This window comes from Microcoleus sp. AT8-B5, from assembly GCF_036705565.1.
Lineage (GTDB): Bacteria > Cyanobacteriota > Cyanobacteriia > Cyanobacteriales > Microcoleaceae > Microcoleus.
In genome coordinates, this window is the sequence record NZ_JAUBUY010000015.1 from 102,930 (window position 1) to 116,233 (window position 13,304).

Annotated in this window: 15 protein-coding genes; 6 read left to right on the top strand and 9 right to left on the bottom strand. The window is 46.1% G+C overall.

Features of this window, described 5'->3' with window-relative positions:
- Positions 1-14: 14 nt before the first annotated feature.
- The 3 genes from QUB39_RS12905 to QUB39_RS12915 all read right to left on the bottom strand — a co-directional run bounded on the left by QUB39_RS12905 (position 15) and on the right by QUB39_RS12915 (position 2,537).
- Positions 15-509 carry a tetratricopeptide repeat protein gene (locus QUB39_RS12905; RefSeq protein WP_333207678.1) on the bottom strand — a complete coding sequence of 165 codons (495 nt, stop codon included), beginning with the start codon at positions 507-509 and terminating at the stop codon, positions 15-17.
- Positions 510-512: 3 nt separating this feature from the next.
- Complete coding sequence (locus QUB39_RS12910) at positions 513-1,079, bottom strand: Uma2 family endonuclease (RefSeq protein WP_333055702.1); 567 nt, start codon at positions 1,077-1,079, stop codon at positions 513-515.
- A gap of 222 nt (positions 1,080-1,301) precedes the next feature.
- A complete protein-coding gene (locus tag QUB39_RS12915) occupies positions 1,302-2,537 on the bottom strand; it encodes a VWA domain-containing protein (RefSeq protein ID WP_333207677.1) in 1,236 nt (411 codons plus the stop codon).
- 405 nt (positions 2,538-2,942) lie between these two features.
- Between QUB39_RS12915 and QUB39_RS12920 the strand changes: the two genes are divergently transcribed.
- The 3 genes from QUB39_RS12920 to QUB39_RS12930 all read left to right on the top strand — a co-directional run bounded on the left by QUB39_RS12920 (position 2,943) and on the right by QUB39_RS12930 (position 5,115).
- Positions 2,943-3,602: an ATP-dependent Clp protease proteolytic subunit gene (locus QUB39_RS12920; protein ID WP_333055700.1), complete on the top strand. Its 660-nt coding sequence runs from the start codon at positions 2,943-2,945 to the stop codon at positions 3,600-3,602.
- A gap of 161 nt (positions 3,603-3,763) precedes the next feature.
- On the top strand, positions 3,764-4,357 hold the full coding sequence (locus QUB39_RS12925) for an ATP-dependent Clp protease proteolytic subunit (RefSeq protein WP_333055699.1): 594 nt from the start codon (positions 3,764-3,766) through the stop codon (positions 4,355-4,357).
- Positions 4,358-4,488: 131 nt separating this feature from the next.
- On the top strand, positions 4,489-5,115 hold the full coding sequence (locus QUB39_RS12930) for a DnaJ domain-containing protein (protein ID WP_333055698.1): 627 nt from the start codon (positions 4,489-4,491) through the stop codon (positions 5,113-5,115).
- Here the strand turns inward: QUB39_RS12930 and QUB39_RS12935 are convergent.
- From QUB39_RS12935 to QUB39_RS12950, 4 genes are all read right to left on the bottom strand, one after another.
- A complete protein-coding gene (locus tag QUB39_RS12935) occupies positions 5,109-6,038 on the bottom strand; it encodes a serine/threonine-protein kinase (RefSeq protein WP_333055697.1) in 930 nt (309 codons plus the stop codon). The two genes, QUB39_RS12930 and QUB39_RS12935, sit on opposite strands and share 7 nt — an antisense overlap.
- 115 nt (positions 6,039-6,153) lie before the next feature.
- On the bottom strand, positions 6,154-6,474 hold the full coding sequence (locus QUB39_RS12940; protein WP_333055696.1) for a DUF7873 family protein: 321 nt from the start codon (positions 6,472-6,474) through the stop codon (positions 6,154-6,156).
- A gap of 171 nt (positions 6,475-6,645) precedes the next feature.
- Complete coding sequence (locus tag QUB39_RS12945) at positions 6,646-7,599, bottom strand: hypothetical protein (protein WP_333055695.1); 954 nt, start codon at positions 7,597-7,599, stop codon at positions 6,646-6,648.
- 10 nt (positions 7,600-7,609) lie between these two features.
- Entirely contained in the window at positions 7,610-9,115 is a 1,506-nt protein-coding gene (locus QUB39_RS12950) for an MBOAT family O-acyltransferase (protein ID WP_333055694.1), read from the bottom strand.
- Between the two features lie 5 nt (positions 9,116-9,120).
- Between QUB39_RS12950 and QUB39_RS12955 the strand changes: the two genes are divergently transcribed.
- Both QUB39_RS12955 and QUB39_RS12960 read left to right on the top strand, forming a co-directional pair.
- Positions 9,121-9,273, top strand: coding sequence for a hypothetical protein (locus QUB39_RS12955; RefSeq protein ID WP_333207676.1), 153 nt, complete (start codon positions 9,121-9,123; stop codon positions 9,271-9,273).
- 148 nt (positions 9,274-9,421) lie between these two features.
- On the top strand, positions 9,422-9,676 hold the full coding sequence (locus QUB39_RS12960) for a hypothetical protein (RefSeq protein ID WP_333207675.1): 255 nt from the start codon (positions 9,422-9,424) through the stop codon (positions 9,674-9,676).
- Positions 9,677-9,679: 3 nt separating this feature from the next.
- Here the strand turns inward: QUB39_RS12960 and QUB39_RS12965 are convergent, their stop codons facing one another.
- Complete coding sequence (locus QUB39_RS12965) at positions 9,680-10,573, bottom strand: EI24 domain-containing protein (protein ID WP_333260707.1); 894 nt, start codon at positions 10,571-10,573, stop codon at positions 9,680-9,682.
- 89 nt (positions 10,574-10,662) lie between these two features.
- On the opposite strand from QUB39_RS12965, the gene QUB39_RS12970 reads away from it, so the two are divergent.
- Entirely contained in the window at positions 10,663-11,454 is a 792-nt protein-coding gene (locus QUB39_RS12970) for a 2-phosphosulfolactate phosphatase family protein (RefSeq protein ID WP_333055691.1), read from the top strand.
- Between the two features lie 460 nt (positions 11,455-11,914).
- Here QUB39_RS12970 and QUB39_RS12975 read toward each other — a convergent pair whose 3' ends face one another.
- The gene (locus QUB39_RS12975) at positions 11,915-13,300 is read right to left on the bottom strand and encodes a lipid-A-disaccharide synthase-related protein (RefSeq protein WP_333207674.1); all 1,386 of its coding nucleotides are present in this window, start codon (positions 13,298-13,300) and stop codon (positions 11,915-11,917) included.
- Positions 13,301-13,304: the final 4 nt, after the last annotated feature.

A 13,304-nucleotide genomic window follows, 5' to 3' on the forward strand; every position in this document is an offset into this window, starting at 1 on the left:
TTTTCAAAAGCACTCTATTTTTGCAGCATTTCAAGATGCTTGATGGCATCTTGATAATCGTTGGTATTGCCATCTTTTTGATATAGTTCGGCTGCTTTCTGATAATCAGCGATCGCCCCCGGTTTGTCTTCTAAGAACTCGCGGACTCTGGCGCGGTTGTAGTAGGCATCGCCGTAGTTGGGGTTGATTTCAATTGCGCGATCGAAATCTGCTTTAGCTGCTGGGTAATCTTTGAGATTGCGGCCGTGGATGATGCCGCGTTTGTTGTGGGCTTTGGCGTAGTTGGGGTTGAGGCGGATGGCTTCGGTGTAATCGGCGATCGCCCCTTGAATGTCTCCCGCCTCTGATTTGGCTAAAGCACTATTGAATAAATCTTCAGCAGGATTTTGAACAATCGTTTTTTGAGCTATTAATATTGCTGAGGATTTAGCAGAGACAGCAAGGGATATATTACCAAAGATAGTAAAGATTACTAGAGTAGCAATTAAATTGTAAAATGATGATTTCATAATTTAGGCAAAAATTTGAGCGACAGAACAACTAAAACCGGGCAACAAAGGCGAAGTTAGTTCATCATTGCTCAACAGCGTAGCAATGAGCCTTAAACTTGCTTGTTCCCTGCGATAAACTTCTATTTGCTGCAATTGCCAATTCACAACCCAGTATTCCTGCACTCCTCGCACTGAATAGAGTCTAAGTTTCAAATCTCGATCGCGTCTCTGATTGTCTGCACCGGGGGATAACACTTCAACAATTAACTCGGGTGCGGCGGTTAAATGGCCGGCTTCGTCTAGCAAGATAGCCAAGCGTTCATTACTCGCCCAAACTACATCAGGAATGACGTTATCAGCGTCCGTGAAAATAAGACCCGGATTGATGGCGGCTCGTCCCAAACCAGTAGACATCGACCAAGTATCAAGGCAAGAAAAAAATCTGCCACAAGTCTGTTGATGCCCCCAATGCGGTGCTCTAGTCATAAATAGCTCCCCATCAATAATTTCATAGCGATCGCCGTTATCGGGCAATAGTTCTAAATCGGCGGTAGTCCAGCGTACTTTATCAGATATTGTCTGGTTCATACAAGCACTCTTGATAGGTGATAGAAACATTCTAAACCATCGAGCTTCTTGTCGCTCCACAGCTTGAAACAATCCGGCTACACTGACTTTCGCTTTTTGCAGGCGAGACTCAGAATATTGAAACCCGCCTGGGCGCGGGTTTCGTTTTTGTAGGGGCGATTTCGCATCGCCAAATTGTCCGATCGCCCAATTTAAAATTATTGAAAATTTAAAATCGCGCGATTACTTCAAAATAGTTTTAGAAGCAATCCGAGTTTTCTTGCGATCGGCTTCACTCAATTGTTCGCCAGACTGCAAGCGAGTAGCAGAGGTTTGGAGCACAGTTGCGGCACTTTTATCGCCCATTTGCAGAGCAGTTTTCGCAGCAGTTTGCAGCATTGTTGCCGCGCCGGCGCGATCGCCCTGTTGCAATCGGGTTTCTGCGAGTTGAGTTTGGCGGTATTTAGCCAAAGCTAAAATGTGCTGCTGTACCATCGGGTTAATGGCCGGCTGATAAACTTTCACGACATTAGCGGAAAGTGCAACAGGATCGGAAAGCAAACCTTGGCCGACACTCGGATCGTCGTAGCGAATTTGCAATTGCCCGATCGCCTGTGTACCTTCGGGCAACTGTCCAATATAAATATTAGCCAAAACTACTCGCTCTATATCCTTCATTAAATCTCCCAGGCGTACCATAAAACGATCGCCCTCTTGCTGTACCGGTAATTCGATCGTATCCGGGGCAACTTGGGCGATCGGTTTGAGTTCGGCTAACCGTACTTTTGGCATCAGTGAAAATAGCAAATAAGCATTAGTCAAACCTACACCTTGGATGCGAGTAAATAGTTTGCTAAACTCGTCAACCGCATCTTCGGGACGCTGAATGTGAGCCAGAGCACCGCCACCAGCATCAGCAATCTTTTCCAAAATATCCTGGTTCCAGTTATCGCCAAATCCTAGAGAATTTAAAGTCATGTTGTAGTCGGCAGCCAATTTAGCCAACTTCAAACAGCGGCTGTCGTCGCCGTGTTCGTTTTCGCCGTCAGTCAGCAGAAACGCCTGAGATATAGCTTCTTTTTTGCCTTTGCCCAACTCTTCAATACCTAACTTAATGCCCTCATCAATTGCTGTGCCACCGGCCGATCGCAATTGCTCAATTTGCCGTTTAATACTGCTGGGGTCTCCCACAATTTGATTGGGGACGAGGACTTTGGCTTTATGATCGAAAGCCACCGCGCAAAAGCGATCCCCGGGCTTCAACCTGTCCAGCAACCGTCCGGCGGCTTGTTTGACTGTTTCCAAGGGGCGTCCGCCCATCGAACCGCTGTGGTCGAGAATCAGGCACAGGTTTAAGGGTACGCTGGAGTCGATCGAGCTTGCCGTCGCAGACACCGAAATCGCTAGCTGGCGCTGCGTTGAGGGCGCAGCAGCGTCAAGGTTAGGGTCGTTTAAAACCGGGAGCAAACTAACTTTCATGCGGGATACCTAAAGATTGCGTTAGTATTTCTTTAAGAATAGCTCCATCAGTTCAGGCAACATTTCGGTTATGTCAGGAACCTCAGCCTAAGTGCATGAGGCTTGTAAGAGATTCTTGCGAGCCGTCCTGACCAGCCTAAGACTTTCGAGGTCTACGTTTTTTGAGTCATGACACCCTGGGATGCGAAGCTAGTCCCCTGCCCTGTCATTTGCAGTTAAACAGTTTTAAGGTCACTGAAACAGTGCTGCAAGTTTAACAAGCTCTAAAAACATTGGCGAAGCTAACTTTACCCGTAAGGGAGTTTTGGAGAAGACCACATCTCCACGGAGGGGCAACCATACCCCTCCACCCCAATCCAATGTAAAGCCGTCCTAGAAGGACGGGGTTTCAGACTCATTTTTCTGATGAACACACCCATTAAAGCAGTGCAATCGCCATACTACGGGGAAGGGAACTCTCGGACGCCACCTCCCGATTTGCCATCCCTGTTGCTGAAGGAGCGGATCGTTTATCTGGGGATGCCTCTGGTGCCTGCGGTAACAGAACTGATTATTGCTGAACTGTTGTTCTTGCAGTACGAAGACCCCGAGAAGCCGATCAAAATCTACATCAACTCGACCGGCACTTCTGGTTACAGTGGCGAACCCGTCGGCTTTGAAACAGAAGCCTTCGCTATCTGCGATACGATCAGGTACATTAAGCCGCCCGTACACACTATTTGCCTCGGTTCGGCAATGGGGATGTCTGCGATGCTGTTAGCGGCTGGTACAAAAGGCTTTCGAGCGAGTTTGCCCCACGCTTCCATTGTGTTGCACCAACCCAAGGCTTACACGCGGGGTCAAGCAAGCGACATTCAAATTCGCGCTAAGGAAGTGCTGGCAAATAAAGCGACGATGCTTGATATTTTTGCAAGCTGTACTGGCCAACCGATCGAAAAGATTACTAAAGATATGGATCGGTTGCTGTACCTGACGCCCCAGGAAGCTAAAGAATACGGTTTGATCGATCGCGTTCTTGAAAGTTCTGAAGAATTGCCGAAACCGCTGCCGGCTGGAGTCCTCTAATTCGGTTAGGGGGTATTAGTTATTAGTTATTAGTTATTGGTTAGGGTTTATTGGTCATTATAACCACAAACTAAAAAACCGGAAATAACAACTAACAAATAACTAATAAACCATAACCAATTGCCCGATCACCAATTACCAACTAAACGGAGTTCCGAATTATGCCTATCGGTGTGCCAAAAGTTCCCTACAAGATGCCGGGGGGTTATGATACTCAGTGGATTAATATCTACGATCGCCTCTACCGGGAACGGATTATTTTCTTGGGCAGGGACGTTGACGATGAAATTGCCAATCAAATCATCGCTGTGATGCTCTATCTTGATTCGGAAGATTCAGGTAAGGATATTATTTTATACATCAATTCCCCAGGCGGGATGGTGTCGGCAGGCATGGCTATTTTTGATACCATGCAGCACATTAAATCAGACGTGGTGACGATTTGTGTGGGCTTGGCTGCTTCGATGGGTTCTTTCCTGTTAGCTGCCGGTGCGAAGGGGAAACGGTTAGCTTTGCCTCACTCGCGCATCATGATTCACCAGCCTTCTGGGGGCACGCGGGGACAAGCAACGGATATTCAGATTGAGGCCAAAGAGATTCTGCGACTGCGCCACCAACTCAACGGTATCTATGCTAAGAATACTGGCAAGCCGATCGAGAAAATCGAGAAGGACATGGATCGCGACTATTTCATGTCCGCTGAGGAAGCCAAGGAATACGGCTTGATTGACAGAGTGATCGAAGATCGTCCGTAAGTTATTTTTGCGCTACCGTAGTGCGGGCAAGCCTCGCACTACAACCCAGTTTTTCGGTAAATTTTGGCAGAATCTTTACATTGAAGGATTCTGCCATATTTAATGGTACTATCAACGCTCATTCATGCTAGATGGATATTGCAGATTATTACCGACAGTTAGGGCTGAGGTTAGGTGCGAGTTTATCGCAAGTTAAGACCTCTTATCGGCAGTTAGCGAGACAGTATCACCCCGATGTGAATCCGGGAAACGAACAGGCTAAAAATAAGTTTATTGCTATTACTGAGGCTTATAAGTTCCTGGTGAATGTTGCCCCCCACCATGTTGCGGAGTCGAAAGTTGCCAATTCCACTGTGCCGCCTAGTTCGACACCGCCGGATCGGGGGGTGAAAGCTCAACCGCAGGCAGTTAAGGTGACTCGAAAAGAGGCTGCGGTTCAATCTCATGCGGATCTGTCGGCGGTGGAACAAAAGTTAAAGCAAGATGCTTATGTTGAGTTGCAGCAGTTGCTGAAATATCACAGGTTCCCGCGGGCGATCGCCTTGATTGAGGGTTTGGCCCAGCGGGTTCCCGAAGATTTGGAGGTGCGTCAGTGGCAGGCGATCGCCTATCAGCGCTGGGGACGGCATTTGATCGGAGAAAAGCAGGTTGATAAGGCGAGAATTTATTTGAAAAAGGCTGTGAAAACTGACCCTCACAATCGGGCTTTGTGGGCGGAAGTTGAGCGGGATTTTCGCAGGTTGGAAGAGATTTATTGAAGCGATGTTGCGTCCCCCTTTTGCAGGGGGTCTGCGTCGTGAATTTTTAATTTTTCTAAAATAACTTGGGTATTTTCAGGTCTGTTTTCTGGTAGCGGTTCCATCAATTCGTCGATCGACTCTAGGAGTAACGGGTCAATATCTACAGCCTGGTTCCTCCAATTAATTTTACCAGTTTTTTCATTAACGGGAAAGTCGATCGGCTCTATGCCTGTTAATAAATGTACAAAAGTACGCCCTAGGGCAAAAAAGTCCGATCGCACGCCTGCTTTACCTAGAATTTGTTCCGGTGCAGCGTATCCAGCAGAACCTATGGGTGCGGTCTCTATCTCTGCTTCTGTGGCGGCGCCGAAGTCAATTAATCTCAATTTTCCATTGGCTTCAACCATCAGGTTGGATGGTTTAATATCCCGATGCACTACATGATATCTGTGGATTTCCTGCAAAATGTGAAGCATTTGTTGCAGCCAATCAAGGGCGAGCTTTTGAGAAACGTAGTGTTTTTTAGTTAATAATTCTGCCAAGTTTTCTCCGCTAATTTTTTCCATCACCAAACAAGACAATTTCTGGAAGTTCTGGGGGATTTTAATTGGGAAATAACCGTCTGGTTCGACTTGGGGAACAGATCCCTTTCCGGCCAGCCAAATCAAAACTCGCGCTTCTTGCTTGAACAAGCGAACTAAATCGGGGTTGTGGGCGTGTTTCAAGACTTTTAAAATTTTGACAGTGCCCCATTCGTTTTCCCCGGTTCCCAAATCTTCAACTTCAAAGATGTCTGTGGGGCGTGCGGGATTGGGCGATCGCACTGGTTTAAGGATGCGATAGCGATCGGCAATTAACAAATCCGTGCCACAAGCTTGACAATTTTGAGCAGCAGCAGGATTTTCGCGTTGTTCGCATTGAGGATTGATGCAGTAAATCATACCATTTTAGATTTTAGATTTTAGATTTTAGATTGGAAATGACGGACGCTGTATCGGTTTAGAGCTTGGTTTTGCATTTTTTTTTTGGGGAAGTCGTATCACTTTGATTGATAAATTACCATAAAACCCAGCAGTTCTGATCGTCTACAGTTATGTCAGCGCGGGCGCTACAATTTGTCCAATCTTTGGTTGCGGTTACGTCGAAGAGTTTGGTCAAAAATTCAGTCATTTTGCGGATAATCTCTTCGGCTTTGACTTCAACTTTTTTGGACTCTGGCGGCAGTTGTTCGCCTTCTTCGTCTTTGGGGCGGTAAGTACGGGAGATTCCAGAAAGCACAGCGGGCTTCTGGAGTGCTTTTTGAGCTTCTGCGAGTTCTTGGACGGATCGGCTTTTGATGCCTTTTTCGATCGCAATAATCTGATTTAAGCGTGGCATTGTTCGATGTTATTGACGCTGAACTCATATCAAGCCGGGTTAATACTGATAATCGAATTGTTTGTCCTGTGGCTTTTAGGGCTTTGAGGACTCTCCCTCCTCAGTACCAACCTCACGATCGTTCTTGAACCAAACTTGCTCATCATGTAGTATTCCATAATTCAATATAAATTACAAGCTTTCTTTTCTAGGCGCGGTGCCAACAGAGCCCGTCGCTACCGTACTCAGCAATTTATCTCTCAAAAACTCGGCAAAATCTCTAGCGTCGCTGCGGATCAAGTGGATGCCATCATTGGTACGCCATTCTCGCTCTTTCGGGGGTGGCAGCCACTCAAAACGATCGGACGGAAACAGCTTTTTAGCCAATTCTTGGACTTGTTTTCTCCTGATTGCAGCGTTAACTCGTGACTCTTGCGGTATGTCAAATAAAACTACTTTTGCCCCGCTATTTTTTTGGATTTCTGCGATTTGAATTTTAATAAACTCAGCTTCTTTTTTTATAGCTTCTGCATCTTGTTCAGACAAAGGTTGACTTTGAATATCTACTATCGTTTGGATAGCTTTTTGGGATAAGTCGGGAGTAAGATATCGACCTTCTAATCTGTCTAGAGCCTCTCGCGTCACTTTTTGACTCGGCTTCGATCGACTTTTAAAAACATCCACAAAAATGCTAATCGGACGGTATTCCTCTCTCATCATTGGTAGATACTGGCGTAACCAATAAAAAAGAGGATGATACAAAGAATCCATTAATTCTGTATCTATTTTCCGAACAATAGTATCGTTAATTTCCACCAAAACAATAGGAGGCTTGGTTTTACTTCTTTTAACTATTTCTAAACCTGTTTGGCTCGCTCCTCCCCCCAAGGCTATGCTCTTTACGCCCTCTCCAATGTCTTTAATATTAAGGTTTGCAGCTAGAGAACTACCTACCATTACCATTTTTAGATCGGAATTATCCTGATATACATACCTTTGAGTTTTAACAATATTATTTTGAAGCAGGCTAACTCCATCGGAAGCAGGCAAAACTCCGCCGCTGACGAGCGCTTGATAAAAACTCATTATAAACAGAAAAATTAGTACCGGGCGCAAAATCGGTCGCAACGGGAATTTGACAAACATAGAACACCTTCTAGAATTGGAAATAAATAAATTGTTTCGAGCTGCCACTGTTGAGGAATATCATTGCTAGCATAATTCCTAAAGCTAAATCTTGATAAACGCTCCAGACTTTTTGGCCGTTTTTATTTGAATCCTGTTTCATCAGATTTTGCCAAGTGGGAAAATGGGGAATGTGATAAATCACTACTGGTAGGGAAAAAATTAGCGTCGGAATAATGTGACTCCAACCGGGCTTGATTTTATAGTTGCGAACTAAAGTAACTGCGAAGTCAACCGCTTCTTCAAATCGAGGCAGTTTGAAAAGCAGCCATCCCACGGAAACAAAAGAGAAAATGCCTAAAACGCTAAGGCTGTCCAATAATAATTGCTGCCAGATTGGTTTGGTTTTTGCTTGATTTGGTTCTGGCAATTTGTTTTTGGATTTGTCGAAGCCAAAAAAGCGTTCTACGGCTAAACCCAAGCCGTGATAAATTCCCCAAACTGCATAACTCCAAGCAGCCCCATGCCATAATCCTCCTAAAGTCATTACTATCATTAAGTTAACATAAGTTCTGATTCTGCCTTTGCGGTTTCCGCCGAGGGGAAAGTATAGATAATCTCGGAGCCAAGTTGAGAGGGAAATGTGCCACCTTCTCCAGAATTCGGAGAGGGAACGAGAGATGTAAGGAAAGTCGAAGTTGTCGGGAATTCTGTAACCCAAAGCGGCTGCAAAACCGATCGCAATTAAGGAGTAACCGGCAAAATCGGCGAAAATTTGGATTGAGTAGCCAAACAGCAGTGTCAGGTTGGTAATCGTTCCAAATCCTTGGTAGTAGGGAAAGCTGATCCAGAAGGTATAGTCTTTTAAGTTGTCGGCGATGACCATTTTTAGGAAGTAGCCGACAACGAGCGAGCGAAAAATGAAATTCCAAGGAATATCTTTAAAGTATTTAGGAACAATCTGGGGATAAAAAGTCTTGGATTTTAAAATCGGGCCTGACAGTAAATTGGGGAAAAAGCTAATAAAAAATGAAGTATTTAGCAGGTGTTGGGTGAAGTTGGGCGAGACGTAAGCGTTTGCTTCGGTTTCGCTTTTGTTTTTTTGAGTCAGTACGTCTACGATTAAACTTATGCCTTCAAATGTGTAGAAAGAAATGCCGATAGGCAGAGGCAATTTTAAGAATAAATAAGCAATGCTGCCTTCGGAGCGAGCAATATTAAAAACATCGGTAACAAAGTTAGTTAGCAAACCAGCGTATTTAAACAAGCTCAAAATTAATACATTGAGAACGACTCCCGATAAAGCCCAAAAAAATCGCTGTTTCTTGCCAGAAATCCGGGCAACTTGAAAGCTGACTGTAGCGTTGATAAGAATGGAGAGTAGCAGGATCAGCAACAGTGCGGGGGCGCTCCAACTGTAAAAAATAAAGCTGGCAATTATCAGGATGGGAACCTGCAATTTTTGCAACGGAGGGAAATAATATATGGCGAAAACAATCGCAAAAAATACTAAAAATTCAATACTGTTAAATAACATAATTTGTGATTTCGCTCTTTTACGTAGCCTGTGACCCACTATATCAACCGCCTGGGACTAATGGCAAGACTAGCCCAGAACCCGATCGCGATCGCGCATCCTACCAAAGTGTAGCAAATATCACTCTTTATGAGCGCTGCGACTACCTCTTGAGATAGATGCGGAAATACCTCCCAGGGCGCGTTGTCATTTCGGGAAACATTTCTTAACATATAGATAACAAAGGGAATCCGAGGAGACACTAAAAATCCTTAAGCCCTTGGGGTGCCCGGTTAATCAGACTTTTCGCAAACAAGGGCTAAATTAATGAACAAGCAGCAAAACTCCGAAGTTTCAGCATTTTTGCCCATGCTCCAAAAAGGCATTTGGCTGTTTGGGATTCTCTCTTGGATATTCGGGCTGACAGATAGAAGTATTGCACTATTATCTGACGGATATTTGTCGGCGATCGATATTGTCCAGCTATTTACAGCATCATTTTTCTTCATTAGCTGGCTGTTTTTAAGCCCGTTTTTGGGCCTTAACTCCCAGAGTCAGCCGAAGGAAGAAGCATCTCCCTAGTTTTTAAGTTGTAATGTTAGTTTCTCGATCGCTCTTTCTTTCTTCGGGAGCAAAGCGGGCCGGCCAAATGCGATCGCAAAAAAACAAAGTTCCCGCCGTCACGCACAGCGGAATTGCCAACAAATTCAACAGCGGAATGCTCACCAAACCCAAACAAACCAAACCAAAACTCCCGCTGGCGGGCAAACTCGCCCAAATTATCTCCAACTTCTCCTGAAAAGGTCGCCTCCGCCTCTCCAAAGGTGCATCTAAAAAGTCCAAACAGACAATAGTCGCGCCCAAAGCTACGCCACCAAAACTGCTAAGAATAGAGCCGACACCAGGAATAAAATTTAGCAGCAGCAGGGGTATACCGACGCTCAACAAAATTTGTAGTTTTCGCAGTTCAAAGGCGATCGCCCTTTGAATATCGCCAAAACTACTCGCCAAATTCATTGGTGCTTCTGCGGGCAATTGACCGTTCCGCAGCAGTTCCAATTGTTCGGAAAGTTTGCCGTACCAGGGCGAACCTAAAATCACGCCAAACTGCACTAACAAAAATCCAATTATCAGCAAAAGTCCTGACACTAGGAGTACGCGCAGCAGCCAGCCGAAAGCAACTGTTAACACGCCGAGAAAGCTCAGCCAAGCTGGAAAACTCGCAATTAGAGCATTAAATCGGACGGACAAATCGGCAACTAAAACATCTATCCCAGCCAAACTGGGAAATAGCAAGCTTAAATAAAGACCAATACCAATTATAAAATTTAGCACCACGGGAACTAATACATAAGTCCACAGCTTGGGAGTTTGCAAAATCAGCGTGAAAGCTCGCAAAGGATAGGTGAAACCTGCCAGGAGTCCAATTGGTGCGGTAATGGCGGCGCGGGCGGGGTTTGAATTTAACTGTTTTGACATATTTTCTGCTTTTGAGGACTCGACTCTATTTTCTATCATCCATTTTCCATTATTATGACTGATGAGGATTTATCGCAGGTTGCCCAAAAGTGAAGCTTTTTATTTACCATACCCCGGAACTTACGCCAGCCGACAAAATGCCGGCTTGCGCGATCGCAGTTGATGTGCTGCGGGCGACTACGACAATGGCAACGGCCCTGAATAATGGGGCGGAAGCTGTCCAAGTTTTCAGCGACTTAGATAAGCTAATGGCAAGCAGCGAAAAATGGCCTGCTGATAAGCGGATTCGCGCTGGAGAGCGCGGCGGCGGGAAAGTTGACGGATTTGACATGGGGAATTCTCCTCTCGACTGCACGCCAGAAAAGGTGAGTGGGAAGCGAATTTTTATCAGCACAACTAATGGTACTCGCGCTCTGGAACGAGTGCAAGCTGCTGCAACTGTGTTAACGGCGGCTTTGATTAACCGCAAATCTGTGGTGCAGTTTTTGTTAAGTAAACGGCCGGAAACTATTTGGATTGTGGGTTCTGGTTGGGAAGGAAGTTATTCGTTGGAAGATACGGTTTGTGCTGGTGCGATCGCCCAAAGTCTCCTAGCAGAAAGCGGTATTCCTGCGAGCGATTTTGCTGGTAACGATGAAGTATTTGGGGCTATTGCTCTTTATCTCCACTGGCAAGATCGGTTGCACGAATTGTTGGAAAGGGCTAGCCACGGCCAGCGCCTCCTCGGTTTAGGTGTTATTGAAGATTTAAAATATTGCGCGCAAACGGATACTTTAGATGTGCTGCCGATGCAGCGAGAACCGGGAGTTTTGGTTAAGTCGGATTTTAAAATTCCTCAAGCTAATTTCTGGGATCAATCTTCGGAACAAACGGCGAATTAAATTTTTCTGCCAGTGGTGTAAGCTGTCGCGCATTTAAATTGTATATTCAGGGCGGGCGGGACGCTAGGGCCCCTACTCCCCACAAGACTTTGATTTTTTTTGACATACAATTTAAAGGCCGCAACAGCTTATTAGTAAGGTGCGCGGCCCTGCACACCTACTCGAACAACCACAATAAAATTGGTTTGCAGCATCGGAATGCAAGTCCTCATAAAAATCAGAGGACTTGCATTCCTCACTACAGACAACGGAAGTTAGTAGTTATATCATGTCCGGTCGATTACCCGGATTCCTGTAGGGGCCCGTGAGCCAATAATATTTGCCAAAAACGGACAATCTCACAAACCCGCCCTGGCTTATGTATTATGGGCGATCCATCGGACATGATATTAGCGAACAAGATTTTTTTAAAGAAAGTAGAATTAAAGATATTTGGTAGGGACAAAACAATGTTTTGTCCCTAGTCTATTGCGGGCAATGGAGAATTGCTGAATTCACCGCCGAAGCGCTGAATTAAACACTCGGCAATTCTGGCTGCTGCACCGGGTTCTCCCATGCGGCGCCAGCCATTTTCAGCGATTAGCTGCAACCTGTCGGGGTCGCGGAGCAAAGACTGCACGGCACCGGCAACTTCGGCGGGATGTTTGACTAAAATTAATGACGGCCCTAACAGGCGACTTTGAGCTTCTGCAAAGGCGAAAGTAAATTGCGGGCCGTTTCCGGGAATGGCGATCGCCGGTTTTCCTAAACCTACAAATTGTTCTGTAGCGGTTCCGGCCATTGCTATTGCTAAATCGGCTTCGTACAAACAATCGTTAAAACTTTGCTGAGTCAAAATCATCGTGGCATTTCTCTGCACAAATGTCAGGGGCAATAGCAAATTAGGAGATTCTTTCCGAATTTCTCGAGCGCTGGAAACAGGAGGTCGCAAAATACTTGCTTCTGGCCGCTGCGTTCTAGTTTCCCCGTCTTGTCGCCAGCCGAAAAATTCTAAACTAGGTCGCAAAGCTTCTAAGTTTAACTCTGGAGAAATGGCTCCGAAAAATAACAATTTGCGATCGGCAAACAGCGATAAAATTCCGGCTACAGCCTCTACTATTAGCAGCCAATTAGCATAGGCTTCCGGCGCTCTAGAACCGGGAAGTAAGGTGATGATGAGCGATCGCTCGATTTCCCGAAACTCTGCGTCAGGGCCGTAAAAACCGGCGGGGTTTTCCGGTTCGAGTCCGTCCATCATCGGGTTTCCGAGATCGTAAGCGGGAATGCCCAGCTTTTGTAAGGTCTCGGCGGTGAGCGCGTCCCTGGCAAAAACGGCTCGACAGCGCGATCGAGTCATCAACCAGCGCTCCCAAGGCAAATAAACCGATCGCGACCAATTCCACCCACCGCTTACCCTGGATTTGCGAGCCAGAGGCCCGTCCTCGTCCCGCAAATAATACTCGGACTTGGCAGTACCGACAAAGGCATAGGGCGCGCCGCTGAGCCAAGCAAACAGCAGCGGTACAATATCCCCGCAGGCTAAAATAACGCCGTCTTGATTCCCAGACTGTTTTTGGGTTCGCACCCAAGCGCGGATGGCTTTAAACTGAGCGATGGTCAACTGCAGCAGGCCGCCTTTGACATCGCGCAAAAATTCCCTTCTGTCCATGTAAATAAAGCCGCCCGAAGGCATTCGCTGCACCGGGCCGATGATGCGGGCGTTTTCTAGTTGAGCGAAAGCTTGCCCTTCACCCACTAGCGGAAACACGGCTAATTCTGGCGGATGCGGGTGCTGTTGCAGTTCCTGCAAGATGCGAAGGGCGATCGCGTCTTCTCCGTGGCCGTTACTGAGGCAAAGTAATTTCAATCCC